This window comes from Streptomyces sp. NPDC056486 (genome assembly GCF_042795295.1).
Classification (GTDB): domain Bacteria; phylum Actinomycetota; class Actinomycetes; order Streptomycetales; family Streptomycetaceae; genus Streptomyces.
This window is the reverse complement of sequence record NZ_JBHTSF010000004.1, coordinates 31,524-53,922: the sequence shown is the minus strand read 5'-3', so window position 1 is coordinate 53,922 and position 22,399 is coordinate 31,524. Positions and strand designations below refer to the sequence as shown.

At 69.5% G+C, this 22,399-nt stretch carries 17 protein-coding genes and 2 pseudogenes; 5 read left to right on the top strand and 14 right to left on the bottom strand.

Going from position 1 to position 22,399, the window contains the following annotated elements:
• The 12 genes and pseudogenes from ACFQ7F_RS03605 to ACFQ7F_RS03550 all read right to left on the bottom strand — a co-directional run bounded on the left by ACFQ7F_RS03605 (window position 1) and on the right by ACFQ7F_RS03550 (window position 12,734).
• Entirely contained in the window at window positions 1-822 is an 822-nt protein-coding gene (locus tag ACFQ7F_RS03605) for a rhamnogalacturonan acetylesterase (RefSeq protein WP_383265455.1), read from the bottom strand.
• Window positions 819-2,168, bottom strand: coding sequence for an ABC transporter substrate-binding protein (locus ACFQ7F_RS03600; RefSeq protein ID WP_383265452.1), 1,350 nt, complete (start codon window positions 2,166-2,168; stop codon window positions 819-821). The genes ACFQ7F_RS03605 and ACFQ7F_RS03600 overlap by 4 nt, the downstream gene beginning before the upstream one ends.
• A 71-nt stretch (window positions 2,169-2,239) precedes the next feature.
• Window positions 2,240-3,277 (bottom strand): annotated as a pseudogene (locus ACFQ7F_RS03595) (polysaccharide lyase family 1 protein); the annotation flags it as partial.
• Between the two features lie 29 nt (window positions 3,278-3,306).
• Window positions 3,307-4,857 carry a family 43 glycosylhydrolase gene (locus ACFQ7F_RS03590; protein WP_383265449.1) on the bottom strand — a complete coding sequence of 517 codons (1,551 nt, stop codon included), beginning with the start codon at window positions 4,855-4,857 and terminating at the stop codon, window positions 3,307-3,309.
• The gene (locus ACFQ7F_RS03585; RefSeq protein ID WP_383265446.1) at window positions 4,854-5,708 is read right to left on the bottom strand and encodes a PmoA family protein; all 855 of its coding nucleotides are present in this window, start codon (window positions 5,706-5,708) and stop codon (window positions 4,854-4,856) included. The genes ACFQ7F_RS03590 and ACFQ7F_RS03585 overlap by 4 nt, the downstream gene beginning before the upstream one ends.
• A 7-nt stretch (window positions 5,709-5,715) precedes the next feature.
• Window positions 5,716-6,999 carry a Gfo/Idh/MocA family protein gene (locus ACFQ7F_RS03580; protein WP_383265443.1) on the bottom strand — a complete coding sequence of 428 codons (1,284 nt, stop codon included), beginning with the start codon at window positions 6,997-6,999 and terminating at the stop codon, window positions 5,716-5,718.
• Window positions 6,996-7,238: pseudogene (locus tag ACFQ7F_RS03575) on the bottom strand (pectate lyase); the annotation flags it as partial. The gene ACFQ7F_RS03580 and the pseudogene ACFQ7F_RS03575, both read right to left, overlap by 4 nt.
• A gap of 215 nt (window positions 7,239-7,453) precedes the next feature.
• Window positions 7,454-8,329, bottom strand: coding sequence for a carbohydrate ABC transporter permease (locus tag ACFQ7F_RS03570; RefSeq protein WP_383265700.1), 876 nt, complete (start codon window positions 8,327-8,329; stop codon window positions 7,454-7,456).
• 35 nt (window positions 8,330-8,364) lie between these two features.
• A complete protein-coding gene (locus ACFQ7F_RS03565; RefSeq protein WP_383265440.1) occupies window positions 8,365-9,321 on the bottom strand; it encodes a carbohydrate ABC transporter permease in 957 nt (318 codons plus the stop codon).
• A 133-nt stretch (window positions 9,322-9,454) separates the two neighbouring features.
• A complete protein-coding gene (gene araD, locus ACFQ7F_RS03560; RefSeq protein ID WP_383265437.1) occupies window positions 9,455-11,170 on the bottom strand; it encodes an L-arabinonate dehydratase in 1,716 nt (571 codons plus the stop codon).
• Entirely contained in the window at window positions 11,167-12,093 is a 927-nt protein-coding gene (locus ACFQ7F_RS03555; protein WP_383265434.1) for a dihydrodipicolinate synthase family protein, read from the bottom strand. Before ACFQ7F_RS03555 ends, araD begins: the two co-directional genes overlap by 4 nt.
• Complete coding sequence (locus ACFQ7F_RS03550; RefSeq protein WP_383265431.1) at window positions 12,090-12,734, bottom strand: GntR family transcriptional regulator; 645 nt, start codon at window positions 12,732-12,734, stop codon at window positions 12,090-12,092. The genes ACFQ7F_RS03555 and ACFQ7F_RS03550 overlap by 4 nt, the downstream gene beginning before the upstream one ends.
• 301 nt (window positions 12,735-13,035) lie before the next feature.
• Here ACFQ7F_RS03550 and ACFQ7F_RS03545 point away from each other — a divergent pair, with 301 nt between their 5' ends.
• From ACFQ7F_RS03545 to ACFQ7F_RS03525, 5 genes are all read left to right on the top strand, one after another.
• Window positions 13,036-14,337, top strand: coding sequence for an ABC transporter substrate-binding protein (locus tag ACFQ7F_RS03545; protein ID WP_383265428.1), 1,302 nt, complete (start codon window positions 13,036-13,038; stop codon window positions 14,335-14,337).
• Entirely contained in the window at window positions 14,337-15,338 is a 1,002-nt protein-coding gene (locus ACFQ7F_RS03540) for a carbohydrate ABC transporter permease (RefSeq protein WP_383265697.1), read from the top strand. The genes ACFQ7F_RS03545 and ACFQ7F_RS03540 overlap by 1 nt, the downstream gene beginning before the upstream one ends.
• Window positions 15,335-16,216 (top strand): carbohydrate ABC transporter permease, encoded by an 882-nt coding sequence (locus tag ACFQ7F_RS03535; protein WP_383265425.1) that lies wholly within the window; start codon window positions 15,335-15,337, stop codon window positions 16,214-16,216. Before ACFQ7F_RS03540 ends, ACFQ7F_RS03535 begins: the two co-directional genes overlap by 4 nt.
• A 39-nt stretch (window positions 16,217-16,255) precedes the next feature.
• Entirely contained in the window at window positions 16,256-16,804 is a 549-nt protein-coding gene (locus ACFQ7F_RS03530; protein ID WP_383265695.1) for a hypothetical protein, read from the top strand.
• A gap of 99 nt (window positions 16,805-16,903) precedes the next feature.
• Complete coding sequence (locus tag ACFQ7F_RS03525; RefSeq protein ID WP_383265692.1) at window positions 16,904-19,636, top strand: Tat pathway signal sequence domain protein; 2,733 nt, start codon at window positions 16,904-16,906, stop codon at window positions 19,634-19,636.
• On the opposite strand, the gene ACFQ7F_RS03520 is transcribed toward ACFQ7F_RS03525, so the two are convergent.
• Window positions 19,633-20,358 (bottom strand): hypothetical protein, encoded by a 726-nt coding sequence (locus ACFQ7F_RS03520; protein ID WP_383265422.1) that lies wholly within the window; start codon window positions 20,356-20,358, stop codon window positions 19,633-19,635. The genes ACFQ7F_RS03525 and ACFQ7F_RS03520 overlap by 4 nt on opposite strands.
• Window positions 20,355-22,391, bottom strand: coding sequence for a beta-galactosidase (locus ACFQ7F_RS03515; RefSeq protein ID WP_383265419.1), 2,037 nt, complete (start codon window positions 22,389-22,391; stop codon window positions 20,355-20,357). Before ACFQ7F_RS03515 ends, ACFQ7F_RS03520 begins: the two co-directional genes overlap by 4 nt.
• Window positions 22,392-22,399: the final 8 nt, after the last annotated feature.

The window sequence follows — 22,399 nt, the reverse complement described above, 5'->3', positions numbered from 1 at the left end:
TCACGGTCCTTCCGGCCAGGTGATCCAGGAATCGGGTATCGGGGCGTCGAGCCGGCGCACGTCCCGCGGTGCGAGCACCCCGCGGTGCAGCAGCTCGGCCGCCACCAGACGTGCCACGGCGATCGCGCCCGGCGGGTTGAAGTGCGTGTTGTCCTGCTCGGTGGCGGTCCAGTTGAAGTACGCCTTGGTCTCCTCGACGCCGAGCTTCTGCCACAGGGCGAGCGACAGGGCCTGGACGTCGAGCAGCGGCACGTCCTCGGCCCGGGCGAGCGCCCGCATCGCCGCCGGGTAGTCGCCGTGGGTGGGCAGCGCGGTGCCGACCGCGTCGAACTTCCTGCGCTCGACGGCGGTGGCGAGCACCGGCCGCGCGCCACGCGACCGCGCCCCGTCGACGTACCGCATCAAGTACTCCTGGTACGTGGACCAGGGCTCGGTGTAGCGCGTCGGGTCGGCGCTCTTCTCGTCGTTGTGCGCGAACTGTACGAGGAGGCGGTCGCCGGGTCTGATCGTCTCCAGGATCACGGCGAGGCGGCCCTCGTCGGCGAAGCTCTTCGAACTCCGGCCGTTCACCGCGTGGTTGGCGACTCTCAGCCGGCGGTCGTGGAGGAAGAAGGGAAGGGCCATGCCCCAGCCGGTCTCGGGCGCCGCGTCGGTGTACTTCTGCGCGGCGGTGGAGTCCCCGGCGATGAAGAGCGTGCTCGCCGGAGCGGATCCTGACGAGCGGGCGAGGGCGGCCGGGGCCGCGGCCGCCGCGAGCGGAAGGCTCGCGAGGGCCGCGACCGCACGGCGTCGGCCGACGCCGTGCGCGGGGCGCGCTGTCACTTGTTCTGTTCGTTCCACTCGGCCTGAGCCTTGTTGAGCTGCTCGGCGAGGGTGTCGAGGAAGTCCTTCGCGGACATCTTGCCGAGCAGGACCTTCTGGTAGTTCGGCTCGTTGTCAGCCTTGCTGATGGTGTTCCAGTCGGGCAGGTAGTACGGCAGCTGCACGATCTTCAGGGAGCCGTCGTTGAGCGCCGCGGCGGCCAGCTTCGTGGGCTCGGCCTCGTTCACCCAGGCGTCCTTGGAGGCCGCGGTGTTGGCGGGGATGGCGCCCGCCGACTTGTTCCACTTGCTGTTGGACTCGTGCGAGGCCGCGAACTCGATGAACTTCCAGGCCGCCGCCTTCTTCTTGCTGGACTTGAACAGGCCTAGCCCGTCGACCGGGTTGGAGACCTGGACGCGTATGCCCGCATCGGTCGTCGGGTTGGGCAGGCCGCGGAACTTGCCCTCACCGAGCGCCTTCACATGGTCCGTGTAGGAGCCGAGGTTGTGGCTGAGCATGCCGATCTGGCCCGTGTCCCACTGGGCGTTCATCTTCTTGAAGTCGTTGTTGACGTCGGCCGCGGGGGTGTTGTTCTTGTACAGCGCGACGTACTTCTTCAGCGCCTCGACGTTCTTCGGGTCGTTGACGGTGGTCTTGTCGCCGTCCCAGAACGAACCGATGCCGGACTGGCCGTAGGCCGCGTCGAGCGCCTGGGCGATGGAACCCTCGCCGCCGCGAATGGTGTACCCGAACTTGTTGTCGCCCTTGGCGGTGAGCTTCTCGGCCGCCTCGTAGAACTTGCTCCAGTTGGTGGGGGCGTCCAGGCCCGCGGCCTTGAACAGGTCGGTGCGGTAGTACAGCACACCGTTGCTCGCGGACGTCGGCACCGTGAAGAGCCGGTTGCCGCCGCCCGCCGCACGGACGCTGTCGACCATGCCCGGGTTCAGCTTGTCCTTGAGGGAGCTCCCGCTCAGCCGGTCGTCCAGCGGCTCAAGGGCGTTCTGTGCGGAGATCCCGGCGAGCATCGCGGCGCCGACGCCGCCGACGTCGGGAAGGCCGCCGCCCTGGATGGCGGTGTCGTACTTGGACTGGACGCTCTCGGCGGGGATCGGCACGTACTTGACGTGGATGTCCGGGTTCTTCGCCTCGAAGTCCTTGATGATCTCCTTCCACACGTCGGTGCGGACACCGCCGTTGTTGTCCCAGAAGGTGATCTCGCCCTTCCCGGAACCCTCCTTGCCCTTGTCCCCGCCGGACCCGCTGCCGTCGTCGCCACAGGCGGTGGCGGTCAGCGCGAACGCGGCGGTGAAGGCGACGGCGGCCACCGCACGACGGCTTCTGCTGCTTCTTCGGGTGTTGATGTTCATGGTCGGCTCTCTTCTTCAGATGTGCGGGTCGGATTGTGCGCGTTGTGCGAGGTGCTGTGGGGTCAGGGGGCGATCGCCTTCTGCGGTCCGGAGAACTTCCTCACCAGGCGGGGGACGGCCGCCGCGGGGTCGAGGTCGTAGGCGTAGAAGTCGCGCGGGTCGAAGGCCGTGCCCCACGCGTCGTGGCGTCCCGTCGTGTTCTTCGCGATCGAGCCGCGCTGCACCAACTCGGCCGTCGCGTCGGCCTGGTAGGGGTGCTGGACGTCCTCGTAGAAGCTGTTCTCGATGACCATATTCGTCTTGCCGCGCGCCCAGTTGCCGTAGGTCCACACCGGATCGCCGTCGGCGACCTGCGCCGACACGTAGTTGTTGTACAGGTGCGCGTAGGCGCAGTTGTCGGCGGACGGATTGCGCTGCTTGGTGCCGCTGAACCAGTTGTGGTCGATGGTCACCTGCGTCTTGACCTGGTCGGTCCAGCCGATGCCGAACGCCTTGTTGTGGTTCTCGAAGCGGTTGTACGAGACCGTGATGTACTCGCTGTCCTTGCGCAGGTCGATCAGGCCGTCGCCCATGCGCGTGAGCCGGTTGTGGTCGATCCATACGTGGTCGACGGAGTCCAGCTGGATCGCGTCGAAGTCCTGCGTCTTGCCGTCCCAGTCGCCGTCCACATACGAATCGCGGATGGTCAGGTTGCGGATGATGACATTGCTCGTGCCGGGATTCAGGTGCAGTTCGCCGTGGACGATCTCGCCGGTTCTACCGACGCCGACGATCGTCTTGTCCGATGCCACCACGATGTCCGAACCGAACGGCTCGACGGCCACGGTGCCCTTCACGCGGATGACGTAGGGATCGTCGGCGCCCGCGTACTTGGCGAGCGATGCCCGGTCGGTGACGGTGACGACCTTGCCGCCCGCGCCTCCGGTGGTGCCTCCGGCCAGCGAGGCGAAGCCGTGCGGGGTGCCGGAGAGACGGTCGTGGGCCGGGGTGGCCGAGGCTCGGGCCGGGTCGTGCACGGCCGTCAGTCCGATGACGACGGCCAGCGCGGCCACTGCCGCGAGGGCGCGGGCCCTCAGACGTCCGGTGCTGCTGCGCAGGTGCTGCTCCATTGCGGCTCCCAACAGGCGTACGGGCAGGGTCAGTCGGTGGTGATCAGGAAGTGTGTGAACAGGGCTGTCCCGGCCCCGTTCCGTCCTGCCGGGGCCGTGGCGAACAGGCCGAGCAACGCGCCCACCCACCGCCACGGCGTCGCGGCGAATACCTGGCCCGAGGGCCGGAAGCCGTCGCCGGTGTCCGCCGAGAAGCGGCAGCGTGCGCCGTCCGTGATGTCGATCCGCAGCCGCGCGGTGCCATCGGGTGCGGGGCGCGGATGCTCGGCGTCGCGCTCCCGCTCGGCGACGGACTCGGCGAACCGGTGGACGAGGCGGACCGCCCCGTCGGCGTCGCGTTCGAGGCCGATCCAGTTGAAGGCGTCGCCGAGCACGGCGAGTCCGGCCCTGGCGTCGGCCGCGGCGGCGTCAAGGCGCAGGTCGACGTCGACGGTGCACGGCGTGAGCGGCAGTCGCTGGGTCAGGACGTGCGGCAGGCGGCGCAGGTCGTGGGCGTCCGCGGACCGTACGCAGGCAAGCCGCAGACCGTCCGCCGCGTGTGAAGTCGCCCAGCCGTCAAGGGGGTTGGCCGACCACTGCCATTGGCGGCCGTGGCGTCCACCGGGGAAGTCGTCGTCGGTGGCGGGCGCCGACACGGGCTGCGGGGGCAGGTCGGGCTTCTTGTGTACGGCGACGGGGGTGCCGCCGTCCCCGATCACCGGCCAGCCGTCCGTGCCCCAGCGCAGCGGCTGGAGGTGGACGACACGGCCGTAGGCGCCGCGCTGCTGGAAGTGCAGGAACCAGTCGTCGCCGGACGGGGTGCGCACCCAGCCGCCCTGGTGGGGACCGTTGACGTCGGTGCCGCCCTGCTCCAGGACGATCCGCTCCTCGTAGGGGCCGTGGAAGGTCCGTGAGCGGAAGGCGCCCTGCCAGCCCGTCTCCACCCCGCCGGCCGGAGCGAGGATCCAGAACCACCCGTCGTGACGGTAGAGCTTGGGCCCCTCCAGCGTGAACCAGCCGGGGAGCCGGTCGCCGTCGACCAACACCTGCCCCTCGTCGAGGAGTTCCCGGCCGTCGGGGCTCATGCGATGACCGGTCAGCCGGTTCTTGACGCCGGAGCGCGACTTGGCCCAGGCGTGCACGAGATACGCCTCGCCGCGCTCCTCGTCCCACAGCGGGCAGGCGTCGATGAGCCCCTTGCCCGCCTTGACGAGGTGCGGTGCGCTCCAAGGCCCGCGAATATCCAAGGAGTTGACCTGGAACACGCCGTGGTCGGGGTCGCCCCAGAAGACCCAGAACCGCCCCTCGTAATGCCGGATCGAGGGCGCCCACACCCCGCAGTCGTGCCGCGGCGCCGCGAACGACTCCGCCGGTTCCAGGCGATCGAGGGCGTGCCCGATCAGGGTCCAGTTCACCAGGTCACGGGAGTGGAGGAGCGGCAGTCCCGGGGCGCGCCCGAAGCTGGACGCGGTGAGGTAGAAGTCGTCGCCGACGCGGACGACGTCGGGGTCGGACCAGTCGGCGGCGAGGACGGGATTGCGATAGGTCCCGTCGCCGAGGTCGCCAAGATGCTGAGGGGCGCTCGTCCGGGGCGCGTTCACGCGGTCACCGCCTTGCGGACGAGCCCGGCGGCCTCGGCCCTGCTCGGGCGGCCGTCGGCGACGACGGTGATGACACGGCGTACGACGGTCCCGCCGGGGCCGATCGGCAGGCGCCGCGCGTGCGCGAGCGAGGAACCGACACCCGGATACTCCGCGGTCCGCACGAACCACGGGTCGCGTCGCGTCTCGGTCGTCGCCCCGGCGAAGACGAGGGTCCAGCCCTGGCCCGCCAGGGCGAGCCAGTCGGCCGTCGCGCCGTGGACGGCGGCCTCGCCGTCGGCGTCCGCGGTGAACACCTGGGGGGCCTGCGCCTCCTTGGGGGCACGCCAGAAGAAGCCTCCGTAGGCGGCCCCGGGGCGGCCGTTGGTGGCGGGGCTGCCGATCGAGATCTCCGCGTCGGCCGGGTTGGTGAGGGAGAACGTGAAGTCGAGGGCCCAGGCGGACGTGGTCAGGGGCGTGACGGCCACGGTGCGCCGCTCGCGCAGCAGCTCGCACTCCCCGTCGAGCCAGCCGATCTCCTCGACGAACCCGTCGGGGTCGCGCAGCTTGAACTCCAGGTGGCGCTGCTCACCGTGGTTGTCGAGCTCGGTCGGCCCCTGGTCGCGCACGTAGGTGCGACCGCCCCAGAAGTTGCGGCCCGCAGCGTCGGGCACGGCGACACCCACGCCGAGGTGGTGCGGGTGGTCGGCAGGGCCCAACTCGGTGACGGGGAGGCCACCGAAAGTACGGACGGGGTGGAGGTAGGGGCGGGGCGCGAGCCGTGGACCGGCCGAGGGGTGGATGACGTAGCGGCCTACGGGGCGGCCCGAGCAGCGCAGCATGAGCGCGGAGTCGGTCGCGGTTCTGTTCATGGCGTTCTCACCTCGGTGGGGTCTCGGCGGTGGGGGTGCGAGAGGTGGAGGGCCCGGTGGTGGGGGCTGCCCGGGTGTCAGGGGCCGGAGGTGCGGCGGGCCGGGAGGCGGGCGACTGCTCGGGCAGCGCCCAGAACGTGCCGAGCTCCGCATAGCCGCACATCGTGTCGGCGCTCGCCGCGACGAGCCCGTCGATGCCGTGCACGACCCGGCGCCGGACGCCTTCGTGCTCGCCGGGCACGCTGCGCCAGGCCTCGACCGGCAGGGGGTGCGGATCGGGCGCAAGGCGGATCGACTCGACGACCTTCATGAAGGCGCCCGTCGACGCGGGCGGGACAAGGAGCTCCGCACGGCCCGCGAGATGCCCGACGAGGTTCTCGAGGAGATCCGTCCGCCCGTGAAGGACCTCCTCGGGTCCGTGTCCGGCGCGCTGTACGAGCACCCGGTCCTGCTTGTACCAGAACGTGATGCGGCCCTGGGTGCCGTGGACGATGACGTACGGCTCGTCGGGACGCTCGGCGCAGAGGGTCGCGGCGACGCCGATACGGCTGCCGCGCGCCGTGGTGATCCCCACGAACGAGGTGTCGTCGGACTCGATGGCGTTGGCGCGGAACAGCTCCGTGTCCACCCGCGTGACGTCCTCGGCCCGCAGGGACCCGTCGACCGCCAGGGCGGTGGCGACGGCGTGGGCGAGGGGGTTGGTCAGGACCCCGTCCACGACGTCCACGCCGTTCAGGCGGCGCCGCCCCGCCCAGGGCGCGCGCCGGTAGTAGGCCTCGTCACGCGCCCAGGCACCGGCCGCGCCGACGCCCATCGGCTCACCGATCACCCCGTCGGCGACCAGGGCGCGGATGGCGGGCACCGCGTGCGAGCCGAGCGACTGGAAACCGACCTGGCAGGCCACGCCCGCTGCGGCCACCGCGTCGGTGATCCGCCGGAAGTCGGCGTACGAAGGGGCGGGCGGCTTCTCCAGGAGCAGGTGCACGCCCCGTGCGGCGGCGGCGACGGCCAGGTCCGCGTGGGTGGGGATGGGCGTGCAGATGACGGCGACGGCGGCTCCGGTGGCGTCGAGCAGACCGGCGAAGTCCGCGGACTGCGCGGGCTCACCCACCACCCCGTCCAGCTCGGCGCCGGTCAGCGGATCGAGCTCGCAGATCCCCACGAGCCGTACGAGACCGTCGTGTTGGAGCCGACGGATGTTCTCCAGGTGCCATCTGCCGTGCCCGCGCGCACCGGCGAGGACGAGCGGCAGCGGAGTGCGGGGCGCCGCGGGCCCCGGGCCGTGGTTCATCGGATCCTCCCGGCGCCCGCACCGCGCTCGACGTCGTGGTCGGCCCGCTCCGCGCTGTCGACGCGGCCGTGCGATGAGGGCACCCAGCCGACGTCGGGGGTCAGATCGCGCTCGCTGCCGGAGTTGTACGCGTTGTTGATCGCGAGCAGGTCGACGGGATAGCCGTTGAAGAGCGAGCCCTTCGCGTGCAGCGCGCTGCCGTTCCAGCTCTTGACCAGGTCGGCGGCCTCGACGTGGCCCGCGCCCCCGGTCGTGCCGCCGTCGGTCGCGGCCCAGCCGTCGCCGGCGGGCAGGGTGTCGCGGCTGATGTCGCGCGCCGCCTCCGTGCGGGCCGCCTCCGAGCGCGCCGGTTCCGTACGGGCCTGCGCGGAGGGCACGGCGAGGGCGGCGAGCAGGGTCAGGGCGGTAGCCACTTGGAGGCCGCGGCGGCGCGGCGCGGGCGACGGCAGGCTGCTCATCCCTTCACCGCCCCGGCGCTGAACCCCGTGACCAGCCACTTCTGGATGAAGGCGAACACGATCACCACGGGCAGGGCGGCGATGACGCCACCCGCCGCGAGCGCGCCGAGGTCGACGCTGTCGGCGCCCATCAGGGTGGCGAGGCCGACCGGGATCGTCTGCTTGTCCTGGTTGGAGAGGAACATCAGGGCGAACAGGAAGTGGTTCCAGCTGTGCACGAAGGCGAAGGAGCCGACCGCGATCAGACCGGGCCGCAGCAGGGGCAGGACGACGGCGCAGAAGGCGCGGAAGCGTCCGCAGCCGTCGACCCAGGCGGCCTCCTCCAGGGAGTACGGCACGTTCTTGATGAACCCGCTGATCAGGATCATCGAGAGCGGCAGCTGGAAGACGGCCTCGGCGATGATGACGCTGCCGAGCGAGTTGATCATCTGCAGGTTGGCGAAGATCTGGAAGAGCGGCACCAGCATCAGCGCGCCGGGAATGAACTGCGAGCACAGCAGCGCCAGCATGAAACCACGCTTGATCTTGAAGTCGAAGCGGGCCAGGGCGTAGCCGCCTGCGAGGGCGACGAGCGTCGTCATCAGCATCGACAGGACGCCGACGATGAGGCTGTTCTGGAAGAAGAGCGCGAAGCTCCGCTCGGTCCACACCTTGTCGAAGTGCTCGAACGTGATCGGCCAGGGGAGCAGCGAGGTCGAGCCCGCGGGGCGGATCGCGAAGAGCAGCATCCAGTAGAAGGGGATGAGGGTGAAGAGGAGGTAGAGGCCGAGCGGGAGATAGATCTGCCAGCGGGGGGCCTCGTCCCAGGGGCGCCGCTTGGGCGCGCGGGGGCCGCCGGTGCGGGGCTCGGCGGGTGCGGCGCCGCCCGCCATGCCGGTGGCTTCCCTGTTCAGGTGCTGCGTGGTGCTCACTTGTCCTGACCTCCGAACTTGCTCAGCCGCAGATAGACCATCGAGCAGAAGAGGAGGATCACGAACGCGATCGAGGTCAGCGCGGAGGCGTAGCCGAAGTCGTGCGAGTCGACGGCTATGGACGCGATGCGCAGTGGCAGGGTCGTCGTCTCGCCCGCGGGTCCGCCGCCGGTGAGGGTGTAGAGCAGGTCGACGTTGTTGAACTCCCAGACCGCGCGAAGCAGCGTGGAGAGGATGATCGCGTCCTTCAGGTGCGGCAGCGTGATGTGGAAGAACTGCCGGAAGCGGCTCGCGCCGTCCACCTCCGCTGCCTCGTACAGATCCTTCGACACGGACTGCAGGTCGGCGAGGATGAGGATCGCGAAGAAGGGGACACCGCGCCAGAGTTCGGCGACGACGACGGCAGGGAAGACGGTGCTGGTGTCCGAGAGCCAGGACGTTCCGTACGAGCCGATCCCCATGTCCGCGAGGTAACGGGTGATACCCGTCTGCGAGTTGAAGATGAGCAGCCAGATCGTCGAGGTGAGGACGCCGGATACGGCCCACGGCGAGAAGACCATGGCACGGGCCATCGCGCGGCCGATGAAGGTCTGGTTGACGATGAGCGCGAGCCCCAGGCCCAGGAGCAGCTGCAGGACGACCTCGACGACCACCCACTGCAGGCTGAAGCCGAGCGTCTGCCAGAACTGCGGGTCCTTGGTGAACGCGGTGACGAAGTTGTCGAATCCCGCGAAGCCGTTGCGCCAGGGCTTGGTGGGGTTGTAATTGCGCAGGCTGTAGTAGAAGACGCTGATGACCGGGTAGGCGATGAAGCCCACCATCAGGAGTCCGGCCGGCGCGATCAGCAGATACGGGAGGCGGCGCGGGGTCGCTCCCGTTCGGCGCCGGTGCGCACCCGGCATGCGGCGCCGGGGCGGTGGCTGCGGTGGCGCTTTCGCCACAGCTGAGGCCATGTCTGCTTCTCCGTTCTCATGGGCGGCACACAGTCGGCGAGATGAAGCGCTTCGCAGACGTTGTTCGAAATCTCGTACAAATGAGGACGAGCAAAGAATGAAGACAGGTGTGAGGGGGAGCGGTCTGGAGGGCTCAGCCCACGTACGGGTCGGGCACCTTGCCCTCGCGGGCCAGGAACGCGAAGTCGCAGCCGGTGTCGGCCTGGGTGATCTGCTCGCTGTAGAGCGCGCCGTAGCCCCGTCCGTACCGCACGGGCGGCGGAGTCCACGCGGCCCGGCGCCGCTCCAACTCCTCGCCGGCGACATCGAGATGGAGCGAGCGGGCCTCGACGTCCAGGGTGATCAGGTCTCCCGTGCGGACGAGGGCGAGCGGCCCGCCGACGTACGACTCGGGAGCGATGTGCAGCACACATGTGCCGTACGACGTGCCGCTCATCCGTGCGTCGGAGATCCGCACCATGTCGCGCACCCCCTGCTTGAGCAGATGGTCGGGGATCGGGAGCATGCCGTACTCGGGCATGCCGGGACCGCCCTTGGGGCCCGAGCCGCGCAGCACGAGGACGTGGTCGGCGGTGATGCCGAGCTCCGGGTCGTTGATGGTGCGCTGCATCTGGCGGTAGTCGTCGAAGACGACCGCGGGCCCTGTGTGTCGCAGCAGGTGCGGCTCGGCGGCGATGTGCTTGATGACGGCGCCGTCCGGGCAGAGGTTGCCGCGAAGCACCGCCACGCCGCCCTCGTCGGCGAGTGGCTTGTCGCGGGGTCGGATGACCTCGGGGTTGTGCACGACGGCGTCCGCGAGCTGCTCGCGCAGGGTGTCGTGGGCGACGGTGGGGCGGTCCAGATGGAGTACGTCGGTCAACTGGGCCAGGAAAGCCGGGAGTCCGCCCGCGAAGTGGAAGTCCTCCATGAGGTACTGCCCGCCGGGGCGCAGGTTGGCGAGGACCGGCACGGTCCGCGCGATCCGGTCGAAGTCGTCGAGCGTGAGCCGTACGCCGCTGCGGCCCGCCATCGCGATCAGATGGATCACGGCATTGGTGGAGCCGCCGAGCGCGAGGACGGTGGCGACCGCGTCCGCGTACGCCTCCGCGGTCAGGAACCCGGACAACTTCAGGTCCTTGCGCACGAGTTCGACGATCCGCATCCCGGAAGCGGCCGCCATCCGGTCGTGTCCGGAGTCCACCGCGGGAATCGAGGAAGCGCCGGGCATCGTCACGCCGAGCGCCTCGGCCGCGGCCGTCAGCGTCGACGCCGTACCCATGGTCATGCAGTGGCCGGGGGAGCGGGCCAACCCGTTCTCCAGCTCGGCCAGTTCGCAGTCGCCGATGAGACCGGCGCGCTTGTCGTCCCAGTACTTCCACATGTCGGTGCCGGAACCGAGCACCTCGTTGCGCCAATGCCCCGGGAGCATCGGCCCGGCCGGCACGAACACGGTCGGCAGGTCGACGCTCGCGGCGCCCATGAGCAGGGCGGGCGTCGTCTTGTCGCAGCCGCCGAGCAGCACGGCGCCGTCCACCGGATAGGACCTCAGCAGCTCCTCGGTCTCCATGGCGAGGAGGTTGCGGTAGAGCATCGGGGTCGGCTTCTGAAAGGTCTCCGAGAGCGTGGAGACGGGGAATTCGAGGGGGAAGCCGCCCGCCTGCCACACCCCGCGCTTGACCGCCTGGGCGCGGTCGCGCAGATGGACGTGGCAGGGATTGATGTCGGACCAGGTGTTGAGGACCGCGATGACGGGCTTGCCCAGGTGCTCCTCGGGCAGATAGCCGAGCTGCCGGGTGCGCGCCCGGTGGCTGAAGGACCGCAGGCCGTCCGTGCCCCACCACTGGTGGCTGCGCAGTTCGTCGGGCCTCATATCGCCCACGCCTTCACGAGCGCCGCTATCTCCGCGCGCCGCTCGTCGGGAAGGACCCGGCTCGGCGGTCGCACATCGCGGCGGCACAGACCGAGCGCGGCGAGGGCCTCCTTGACGACGGTGACGTTGTCCGCGGACTGGTCGGCGGCGCGCAGTTCCTCGAAGCGGCGGATCAGCTCCCAGACGTCCATGGCCGCCGGATAGTCGCCCGCCCGCAGCGCATCGAGCATGCGAAGCGACACCTCGGGTGCGACATTGACCAGGCCCGACGTGAAGCCGGTGGCGCCGACGGCCCAGTACGCGGGGGCGTACAGCTCGGCGAGCCCCGCCACCCACACGAAGCGCTCAAGCCCCGCGTCCCGCGCGAACGCGGCGAAGGCTGCGGCATCCGGCGTCGCGTACTTCGCGCCGATCACGTTCGGGCACAACTCGCCCAGGTCCGCGAGGCGCTCACCGGCGAGGCGGGGATTGCGGATGTAGGGCACGACACCGAGGTCGGGCACGGCGTCGGCGACGGCACGGTGGTAGTCGACCCAGCCGTCCTGGGACACGTACGGATGCACCGGCTGATGCACCATCACCATGTGCGCACCGGCGTCCCGCGCGTGCCGGGCGGCGGCGATCGCGGTCGGCAGGTCATGGCCGACGCCGACGAGCACGGTGGCGCCGCTCCCGCCCGCCTCCTCCATGGTCAGCTCGGTGACCAGGCGGCGCTCGTCGGGGCTCAGGGCGTAGAACTCGCCGGTGTTGCCGTTCGGGGTGAGGGTGCGCACGCCGCCGTCGACGAGACGCCGTGCCAGGGCGCGGTAGGTGTCCCGCTCCACGGAGCCGTCAGCGGCGAACGGGGTCACCGGGATCGCGACGACATCGGCGAGGGCGGAACGCAGGTCGTCGAAGCTGGAGTGGTGTCCGGGTCCGGTCATGAAAGCTCCCCCTCCGGGAACGCCCGCTGCACGAACGAGGCGATGTGGTCGTGGAGTCCGCGGGCAGCCGCGTCGGCTTCCCCCGCGAGCGCGAGCCGCAGAATCTCCCGGTGCTCGGCAGCCTCCCGCTCCCAGGAGGGCAGGGCCGCCCAGGCGACGGCGGAGACCAGGGCCGCCTGGTCGCGCACGTCGTCGAGCATGCGGGAAAGGAGCGGATTGCCGCACGGGACATAGAGCGCGCGGTGGAACTCACGGTTGGCAAGGGAGCGTTCGGCCGCGTCCGCCGCGGTGTCCGCCCGTTCCAGGGCGTCGCGCGCCTCCTCCAGAAGGGCGCCGGACCGGACGGTGCGCCGCAGCGCCTCCGGTTCGAGCAGCAGGCGTACGTCGTAGACCTCCTGCGCCATGGCCGCGTCCACCGTGCGCACGGTGGCGCCCTTGTACTGGCTCATGACGACGAGCCCGGTCCCGGCGAGTGTCTTCAGCGCCTCCCGTACGGGCGTCTTGGAGACCGCGAACTGGGCGGCGAGATCGGTCTCGACGAGTGGCTGGCCCGGGGCCAACTGCCCGGTGAGGATACGGTGCTTGACCGCCTCGAGCACGTACTGCGTGCGCGAGGGGATGGGGTGGGGCGCAAAGTTCATCGATGCTCTCAGTCGTCGTGCAGCCGTCGTGCGATCTTCGTGCAGCCGTCGTGCAGTCATCGCGTATCGCGTCTCATATATGACGTACGAAGTACGACGCGATGAAAGTAGGGCGCCGAAAGGCCTGCGTCAATGTTTCGCGCAGGAAAACCCGTTCGAGATTTCGGAGTGGGGTCGGGTGGACTCGAAGCGCTTCGACGGTTCCTGTCCGAACCGTTGACGTACACACTTCAGCTCCCTACTTTGTCCCGGCAAGCGCTTACCTAAAACGATTCAATCGCGAACGTGCGGAGGGCGAACTGTGCCGACGAATGGGGAAGTTGACAGGCGCGGCCTGTTGAAACTGGCCGGTGGCTCGTTGGCGGCCCTCGGACTGACCGCAGCGGGATGCGGCGGCGGAAGCGGGTCGGGGGACGGGACCGTCACCATCCGGTACGCGTGGTGGGGCTCCGACGACCGCGCCAAGCGGATCAACCGGACCATCGAGCTCTTCGAGAAGAAGTACCCGAAGATCAAGGTGAAGACGGACTTCCAGCCCTACCTGGACTTCTGGAAGAAGTTCAACACCCAGGCGTCCGGGGGCAATCCACCGGACGTCTTCCAGAACGCGATCGGGTTCCTGCGCAAGTACGACAGGCGCAACGTACTGCTCGACCTGAACGCGCAGGCCAAGGCGGGGAACCTGCGCCTCGACGGTTTCCGCGCGGGCCTGGAGAAGTTCGGCGAGGTCGACGGCAAGCTGCTCGGCGTCCCGGTCGGCAGCAATTCCATGGCCCTCGTCATCGACAAGCCGGTCTACGAGAAGGCCGGCGTCACCCCGAAGATGGGCTGGACCTGGGACGACTTCCACACCGCGATGGAGAAGATCCGTAAGCAGGGCAGAGCCGGCGACAGCGGGCTCTACGGCGTCATGTACCTCTACGATCCCTACCTGCGCCAGCAGGGCAAGGCCTTCTTCACCAAGGACGGTCTCGGCTTCGACGAGACCGACCTCAAGGAGTGGTGGACCAAGGGGTACGCCGGGGTGAAGTCGGGGATCTACTCCGACCCGAAGAAGGTCGCCCAGATCAAGCCCAAGTCGGCCGTGGCCGCAGAGATCGCGGCCTCCGAGTTCACCTGGGACAACTTCACCGTCCGCTACACCGCCGAGGGCAAGAGCAAGTACGGCCTCGCGCCGCTCCCCACCACCGACGGCAAGAAGACGGGGCAGTACCTCGGCTCGCTGATGCTCAGCGGCTCCAAGCGCACCCAGCACCCCAAGGAGGTCGCGCAGTTCATCGACTTCATGGTGCACGACCCCGAGGTCGCCAAGATCATGGGATACGACCGCGGGGTGCCCACCACGACCGCGCAGTACGAGGCGTACAAGCCCGCCGAGGAGAAGGACAAGGTGATCGCCGAGGTCAACAAGGAGATCGCCGCGTACGAGGAGCAGCTGGTGGACGCCGGTGTCCTGGAGACCATCACACCGCATCCTGCGGGCGCGGACGTCTGCGAGGCGGCGTTCCTGCGCATCGCCGAGGAACTCGCCCTGGGGGAGCGGTCGGTGGATGAAGCGGTGAAGCAGTTCTTCACCGAGTGCAAGACCGCGCTCGGTTCCTGATGGGCGGCACGACGGCGTCCCCGCAGACCCGCGTGGCCCCGGCCGCGCCCCAGAAGCCGAAGCCGCCGCGCGGTACCCGCCTCCCCGCGGCCGCGCGGCGGCGACGGCGGGGCGAGAACATCGCCGGTTTCCTCTTCATGTCCCCGTGGCTCGCGGGCTTCCTGCTCCTTACGGCCGGGCCCATGGTCGCCTCGCTCTACTTCGCCTTCACCGACTACAACCTGTTCGACGCCCCCAAGTGGATCGGCCTGGACAACTTCACCGAGATGTTCGGCGACCCGCGCTGGCGCAAGTCGGTGGAGGTCACGCTCTGGTACGTCGTCGTCGGCACCCCGCTCAAACTGGCCGCGGCCCTCGGTGTGGCGCTGCTGCTCAACCAGAGGCGGCGCGGACAGGCCTTCTACCGGGCCGCGTTCTACGCGCCGTCCCTGATCGGCGCCAGCGTCTCGATCGCCGTCGTCTGGAAGGCGATCTTCTCGGACGACGCCATCGTCGACCGTACGCAGCGGGCGATCTTCGGCATGGACGTGGGCGGCTGGACCGGCGACCCGCAGTGGATCATCTACAGCCTGATCGCCCTCACCGTCTGGCAGTTCGGCGCGCCGATGGTCATCTTCCTGGCCGGGTTGAAGCAGGTGCCGCGGGAGCTGTACGAGGCTGCGGAGGTGGACGGCGCGGGCACCTGGCGGCGGTTCTGGAACATCACGCTGCCGATGATCTCGCCGGTGCTCTTCTTCAACGTCCTCCTGGAGACCATCCACTCCTTCCAGATCTTCGCCTCCGCGTACATCGTCGGCGGCGGCGCGGGAGGCAACGCCTGTGGTCCTGCGGACGGTTCGCTCGTCTACACCTGCTATCTCTACGTCCAGGGCTTCGAGAACAGCCGGATGGGCCTCGCCTCTGCCATGGCCTGGATGCTGCTGCTCGCGGTGGCGCTCGTGACGGCGGTCCTGTTCTGGTCCCAGAAGCGCTGGGTGCACTACGAGGAGGCATCCCGTTGAGCAGCGCAGCACGTGGTCCCTATGCGAGACTCGCCGCCCGTCGTCGTCGCGGGGCCGGTTCGTTGGCCTGGCACATCGGGTCCCTCGCGGTACTCGCCGTGGTCCTCTACCCCGTGATCTGGGCGATCGGCGGTTCGTTCAAACCGAACGACGAGATCGTCGGAAGCCTCGACCTGTTTCCGACGGACCCCATCGTCGCGAACTACGCGGGACTCGCCGACGGCATCGCCGACATCCCCATCTCCACCTTCTTCTCCAACTCCCTGTTCCTGGCGCTTGGTTCGGTCGTAGGCGTGCTCTTCTCCTGCTCGCTCGCGGGCTACGCCTTCGCGCGGATCAAGTTCGCGGGACGCAATCTGCTCTTCGCGCTGATGATCGGCACCCTGCTGCTTCCGTACCACGTGCTCCTGATCCCGCAGTACGTGCTGTTCCAGAAGATGGGCCTGATCAACACCTATACGCCCCTGCTGCTCGGCAAGTACCTGGCGGTGGACGCCTTCTTCGTCTTCCTGATGGTGCAGTTCATGCGGAACCTGCCCAAGGAACTGGACGAGGCGGCGCGGCTCGACGGCTGCGGGCATCTGCGGATCTACTGGTCGATCGTCCTTCCGCTGTGCAGGCCCGCACTGATCACCAGCGCGATCTTCACCTTCATCAACTCCTGGAACGACTTCATGGGACCGCTGATTTACCTCAACGACCCCTCGAAGTACACCGTCTCGCTCGGCCTGAAGATGTTCGTCGACCAGGAGGGCCTCGCCAACTACGGCGGCATGATCGCCATGTCCCTCGTCGCGCTGCTGCCCGTCCTGGCGTTCTTCCTGGCCTTCCAGCGCTACTTGATCGACGGTATGGCCACGTCGGGTCTGAAGGGCTGAGGCCGCGTGCGCGCGAACTCCGGCAAGAAGTCCGTCTTCATGGACCGCTTCGGCGCCTTCGCCGAATGTCTGCTGACCGGGGTGTGGATCGCGCTCGCCGCCCTGCCCCTGGTCACACTGCCCGCCGCCTTCGCGGCCGGGTCCCGCCATTTGAACCGGCATCTGGCCCATGAGACTTCCGGGTGGCGCGAGTTCACCGCCGATCTGCGCGCGGCGGCGCGGCGCGGCTGGCTGGTGGGCCTCGCGGGATGGGCGGCGCTCGCCCTGCTCCTGGCCGACATCGCGTTCGTACGAGCCGGCCTTCCCGGCGGCACGTTCGTCGGCGCGGTCGGGGTCATCGCCCTGTTCGTCCTGGTCGTCGCCGGTCTTCGGGCAGCCGCGAACTGGGACCCCGGAGCGTCATGGCACGCGCTCCTGACCGGGGCGGTGCGCCGCACGCTGCGCGACCCCGCCGGTTCACTGGTGATCGTCTGCGGTTTCGCGGTGGTCGCCGCGTCCGCCTGGTTCGCCCTGCCGCTCGCCGCGCCCGCACTGGGGATGGTCGCGGCGGCCGCGCTGGCCGTCGAACGGCGCGGCACGGCGGACTGACGCCCGCGCGCCGGTTCCGATCCCGCCTCCTGTCTCTGTCTCTCTGTCTGTTGTCTGTCATGCCCATGCAAAGCGAACATGCAAAGAGAAAGGACCATGATGTCTCCGATCCCCCGCAGGTCCCTGCTCAAGGCCGCCGCCGTGGCAGGCGCCGCCGCGCAGTTCAGCTGGGCGCTAGGCCGCGGCGACGCCGAAGCGGCTCCCCGCGCGGCGGCGGACGAAGGCCCCGTCACCGTCGGCTGGCTGGAGAAGGGCGGGCTAGGAGCCGCGCCGGGCTCCACTTTCGGCGTCCCGTGGCCCAAGGGCGCCCACCCCGCCGGGCAGAAGTTCGCCCTCGCCACCGCGGACGGCAAGGACATCCCCGTACAGACCTGGACCACCGCCCACTGGCCCGACGGCTCGGTGAAGTGGACGGCGCACGCGGTCGGGCCGCAGGCCGCGGGCACCGAGAAGTTTCACCTCAGCGCCGGGAGCCCCGCAGAGCCCGGCAGCGGCAAGAAGGTCGGCGTCACCGAGACCCGCAGAGCCATCACCATCGACACCGGCGTCATCAAGGCCGTCATCTCCAAGGACGGCGAGAAGCTCGTCGAGACCGTCACCCGCGACGGCGTGAAGATCGCCACCGACGGTCGGCTCGTGCTCCTGCGCCAGGGCAACCTCGACGACGGCGACCACGGCAAGGCCAAGTGGGAACGGTTCGACGGCGAGATCAGCGGCGCGAAGGTCGAGCAGGACGGTCCCGTGCGCGCCGTGGTCCGCATCGACGGCAAGCACCGTAAGGGAAGCCGCAGTTGGCTCCCCTTCAGTGTGCGCCTCTACTTCTACGCGGGCGCCGAATCCTTTCGCATGGTGCACACCATCACGTACGACGGCGACGCGGAGAAGGACTTCATCCGCGGCCTGGGTGTCCGCTTCAGCGTGCCGATGCGCGACGCGGCGTACGACCGGCACATCCGTGTCGCGGGCGAGGGCAAGGGATTCCTGACCGAGGCGGTCAAGGGCATCACCGGGCTCCGCCGTGACCCCGGCGCCGCGATCCGTACCGCCCAGGTCAAGGGCGAGAAGCTGCCGGACCCGGCGACCTGGGACCAGCGGGTCACCACCCGCCTGCAGTACATCCCCACATGGGGCGACTACACCCTCGCCCAGCTCTCCGCCGACGGCTTCACCCTGCGCAAGCGCACCAAGCCGGGGCACACCTGGATCACGGCAGGGGGCGGCGGCCGTGCGACCGGATTCGGGTACGTCGGCGGGGTCGGCGGCGGGTTCTCCTTCGGCCTCCGCGACTTCTGGGAGAAGCACCCCGCCCAGTTGGACATCCGGGGCGCCGCCGGTGACACGGCCGAGGTCACTCTCTGGCTCTGGTCGCCCGAGGCGCAGCCGATGGACCTGCGCACGTACCACGACGGCATGGGGCAGGACACCTACCCTGAGCAGATCGAGGGCCTCAACATCACCTATGAGGACTACGAACCGGGCTTCGGCACCCCGTACGGCATCGCCCGCACCAGCGAGCTGATGTTCTGGGCGAATGCCGCGACCCCCACCGCGGCCACCCTCGTCGAACAGGCCGCCGCCGTCCGCATCCCGCCCCAACTGGCGGCGGCCCCGGAGCATGTGACGAAGACGGGCGTCTTCGGCGGTCTCTTCTCACCCGTCGACCGCTCGACCCCGGCGAAGGCCACGATCGAGGATCACCTCGACTTCCTCTTCACCTACTACAAGGAACAGGCCGATCAGCGCCGCTGGTACGGCTTCTGGGACTACGGCGACATCATGCACACCTACGACGAGGACCGTCACCAGTGGCGCTACGACGTCGGCGGCTACGCATGGGACAACTCCGAGCTCTCGCCCGACCTCTGGCTCTGGTACGCCTACCTGCGCTCGGGCCGCTCCGACATCTTCCGCTTCGCCGAGGCCATGACACGGCACACCGGCGAGGTCGACTCCTACCACCTCGGCAAGTGGGCGGGCCTGGGAACCCGGCACGGTGTGCAGCACTTCGCGGACAGTGCGAAGCAGCAGCGGATCTCGACGGCCGTCTACCGCCGCCCCTACTACTTCCTCACCGCCGACGAACGCGTGGGCGACCTGATGCACGCCCTGGTCGACTCCGACGAGACGTTCCTCGTGCTCGACCCGCTGCGCAAGATCCGCACCGAGCCCTACGAACCCGACCGCAACGCCCTGTCCATCGGCTTCGGCACCGACTGGAGCGGCCTGGCCGCCGCCTGGCTCACCGAGTGGGAACGCGGCGGCCCCAAGGCTGCCAAGGCCGAGGCCCGCCTGCGCTCCACCATGGAGACCATCGCCGCGCAGCCCAACGGCTTCGTCCAGGGCAGCGGACTCTACGACCTGGACACCGGAAAGTTCGCGGTGGCCGCCGAGCCCGCGGTGAACGTCTCCCACCTCTCCGCGATGTTCGGCCTCGTCGAGATGTGCGCCGAGCTGATCGACCTCGTCGACCAGCCGAAGTTCAAGGAGGCGTGGCTGGACTACTGCCGCTACTTCAACGCCACCAAGGCCGAGCAGAAGGAGCGCTACGGCAAGGACTTCGGCAGCCTGCTGCTCTTCCAGGGGCACTCCCGCCAGGACGCGTACGCCGCCGCCCGGTCCAAGGACGAGAAGCTGGCGGCGCGCGCCTGGCAGAAGTTCCACGAGAGCGACGGCTACACCAAGGCCATGAGCTGGGCGAAGACGGACCTGGAGGGCCCTGCCGTCCTGGAGCCCGGCTACGAGAACCTGCGGATCAACACCAACGAGACCGCGCTCTTCGGGCTCGCCGCCATCCAGAACCTCGCCCTGGTCGGTGACGAGCTGCCCGCCTAACCACCCGTAACAGTCAGGGAGTTGGTGGTGAAGTCGAGACCGCCGGGCGAGCCGCTGATCTCGTAGCCGAACTGCACGTCACCGATGGTCTCGTTGCCCATCCAGCCCTTGGTGTTCTTGATCCACTTGAGGATCGGGAGGATGTCGACGGTCCCGGACGAGGAGTCGGAGGTGCGCAGGAAGGAGAAGACCTCGTTGGCGCCGTTGGTGCCCTTGTAGACCGCCCAGGTGTGGCCGCCCAGGCTCACGGTGCCCTGGGCGGTGCCGAGCGGGCCGACGTTCCCGTTGTAGTTGACCCAGAGCATGATCTCGTAGTCGTAGTCGGTGTCCCAGATGTCGTACGACGAGTTGTAGTCGCCCGACGAGGGGACCTTGACGTTGTACGAGCTCTTCAGCGAGGACAGCGAGTCGACCGGCTTGCCGATCACCTTCTTGGAGTTGGGGTAGGACTTGATGCCGCTCGTGTTGGGGTGGTCGGCGTGCACGCTCCACTTCGTGCCGGAGTCCGCCGATATGCACTGGCTGCCCGCGCCGGAGCCCCAGATGTTGTTGTAGAGGGTGTAGCCGTTCAGGCTGGTGTTTCCCCACTGGTCGCAGGAGCTCCAGACGGCGGCCTGGGCGGGGGCGGAGGCCATGCCGAGTACCGCGCCCGCCGCCAGGGTGGGGGCGAGCAGCAGGCGGGTCAGGGTGCGGCGGGGGTGTCGTGTCACGCGTCGTGTCATGTGTCGTCTCCAGGGTGGGGCGAGGAGTGCCGCGGATCCGGGGCGGGCCCGCGGTCGTCGTCGGCGCGGCGCAGGACGGCCACACCGTGGCGGCCGAGGGTGATCGCGCCCTCGGCCTTCCTGCCGGTCAGCAGATCGAGGTGCCTGCCCGGCACGGGCACGGTCACCTGCTCTCGGCCGTGGTGCAGGAGGAACAGAAGATCGCCGCGGCGTACGGCCTCCACTCCGCGGGGGAGGCCTGCGAGCACAGGCCGTACGCCTGCTTCGGCGGCCACACGCGCGAGCAGGTCGCGCAGGGCATCGGGCTCGGGAAGCGTGGACAGATACCAGGCGCGGCCGCGGCGAAGGACCGCGGGAAGGCCGTCCAGTTCGCCGCCCCGGTACGCGGCGACCGTCTCGGTGTCGTCATAGGCCTTGAGCTCCTCCGACCAGAGCGTGCCGGTGAACTGCCCGCAGTCCACGCTCTCCTCGGCCTCAAGGGGCCACCACTCGTGCACCGTGCGGATACCGAACAGCTCGCGCAGGCGGGCGTCCATGCCGCCGGGCCGCACCCGGTCGTCCTCGTCGGCCACACCGGTGAGGAAGCCGCAGACAAGGGTGCCCCCGTCGCGTACGTACGACAGGAGGTTGTCGATCGCGCTGTCGGTGAGGAGATAGAGGTGCGGTACGACGACCAGGCGGTACGGGGTCAGGTCGTGCTCGGGGTGGGCGAAGCCGACGGGGGTGTTCGCCTCCCACAGCGCGCGGTGCCAGGCGCGAAGGACCTCCGCGTGGTCGACCCGGGAGGAGGGGCGGCCCTCTTGCTGACTCGCCCACCAGGAGTCCCAGTCGTGCAGGACGGCCACCTCGGCCGTGACGCGCGTGCCCGCCACCTCGGGGCCGACCGCCGCGAACTCGGCTCCGAGTTCTTTGACCTCCTGGAAGGTGCGGCCCTGCTCACCCGCGTGGCTGAGCATCCCGGAGTGGAACTTCTCCGCGCCCTGCCGGGACTGGCGCCACTGGAAGTAGCAGACGGCGTCCGCGCCGCGCGCCACCGCCTGCCAGGACCAGAGGCGGTTCAGGCCACGCGGCTTGGGATGGTTCACGCCCCGCCAGTTGACCGGACCTGCCGCCTGCTCCATCAGCATCCACGGTCCACCGCGCGCCTGAGAGCGCGTCATGTCCTGGACAAGTGCGCCCTGTTGGGCGCCGAGCGGGTCCCTGGGGTCGGGGTAGATGTCGACGGAGACGACGTCCTCCTGCGCGGCCCACTTCCATGCGTCCTGCCCCGCCCACAGCGGCATGAAGTTGGTGGTGACCGGCAGGTGCGGGGTGTGGGCGGTGACGATGTCCCGCTCGGCGCGGAAGCACTCCAGCCAGGAGTCGGACGTGAAGCGCTTGAAGTCGAGGACCTGGGCGGGATTCTTCATGTAGTGGGCGCGCCGGGGCGGCAGGATCTCCGCCCAGTCCTCGTAGCTCTGGCCCCAGAAGTCGCTGCCCCAGGCCGAGTTGAGCGCGTCGATCGAGGTGTACTTCGACCGGAGCCAGCGGCGGAACGCGACCGCCGCCTCGTCGCCCCAGTCGTAGGTGCAGTATTCGTTGTTGATGTGCCACATCGTGAGCGCGGGGTGGTGCGCGTACCGGGCCGCCAGGGCCTCCGTGATGGCGGCGGCGAACCTGCGGTAGACGGCGCTGGAGTGCGCGAAGTGCTGACGCGAGCCCCACCACTCCACCTGGCCGTTCTCGTCCCTGGGCAGCGTCTCGGGGTGCAGACGGCCCAGCCACGGCGGGGGAGCGGAGGTCGGCGTCGCCAGGACGACGCCGATGCCGTGCTCGTGCAGCAGATCCATCAGCCGGTCGAGCCAGCCGAAGTCCCGTTCCCCGGGCCGGGGTTCGAGCTTCGCCCAGGAGAAGACGCCGAGGGTGACGGAGTTGACCGACGCCTCGCGCATCAGGCGTACGTCGTCGAGCCAGACCTCCTCGGGCCACTGCTCGGGGTTGTAGTCGCCGCCGAACAGGATCCTGCCGCGTGTGGTGTCGTCGAGGGATGGCATCGGTGGGG

What these genes read in the sequence shown, in the direction of transcription:
- ACFQ7F_RS03600 (WP_383265452.1), bottom strand. Translation starts at nt 2,168, where the DNA reads ATGAACATCAACACCCGAAGAAGCAGCAGAAGCCGTCGTGCGGTGGCC.
- ACFQ7F_RS03585 (WP_383265446.1), bottom strand. Translation starts at nt 5,708, where the DNA reads ATGAACAGAACCGCGACCGACTCCGCGCTCATGCTGCGCTGCTCGGGC.
- ACFQ7F_RS03580 (WP_383265443.1), bottom strand. Translation starts at nt 6,999, where the DNA reads ATGAACCACGGCCCGGGGCCCGCGGCGCCCCGCACTCCGCTGCCGCTC.
- ACFQ7F_RS03570 (WP_383265700.1), bottom strand. Translation starts at nt 8,329, where the DNA reads ATGGCGGGCGGCGCCGCACCCGCCGAGCCCCGCACCGGCGGCCCCCGC.
- ACFQ7F_RS03565 (WP_383265440.1), bottom strand. Translation starts at nt 9,321, where the DNA reads ATGGCCTCAGCTGTGGCGAAAGCGCCACCGCAGCCACCGCCCCGGCGC.
- araD (WP_383265437.1), bottom strand. Translation starts at nt 11,170, where the DNA reads ATGAGGCCCGACGAACTGCGCAGCCACCAGTGGTGGGGCACGGACGGC.
- ACFQ7F_RS03555 (WP_383265434.1), bottom strand. Translation starts at nt 12,093, where the DNA reads ATGACCGGACCCGGACACCACTCCAGCTTCGACGACCTGCGTTCCGCC.
- ACFQ7F_RS03550 (WP_383265431.1), bottom strand. Translation starts at nt 12,734, where the DNA reads ATGAACTTTGCGCCCCACCCCATCCCCTCGCGCACGCAGTACGTGCTC.
- ACFQ7F_RS03540 (WP_383265697.1), top strand. Translation starts at nt 14,337, where the DNA reads ATGGGCGGCACGACGGCGTCCCCGCAGACCCGCGTGGCCCCGGCCGCG.
- ACFQ7F_RS03530 (WP_383265695.1), top strand. Translation starts at nt 16,256, where the DNA reads ATGGACCGCTTCGGCGCCTTCGCCGAATGTCTGCTGACCGGGGTGTGG.
- ACFQ7F_RS03525 (WP_383265692.1), top strand. Translation starts at nt 16,904, where the DNA reads ATGTCTCCGATCCCCCGCAGGTCCCTGCTCAAGGCCGCCGCCGTGGCA.
- ACFQ7F_RS03520 (WP_383265422.1), bottom strand. Translation starts at nt 20,358, where the DNA reads ATGACACGACGCGTGACACGACACCCCCGCCGCACCCTGACCCGCCTG.
- ACFQ7F_RS03515 (WP_383265419.1), bottom strand. Translation starts at nt 22,391, where the DNA reads ATGCCATCCCTCGACGACACCACACGCGGCAGGATCCTGTTCGGCGGC.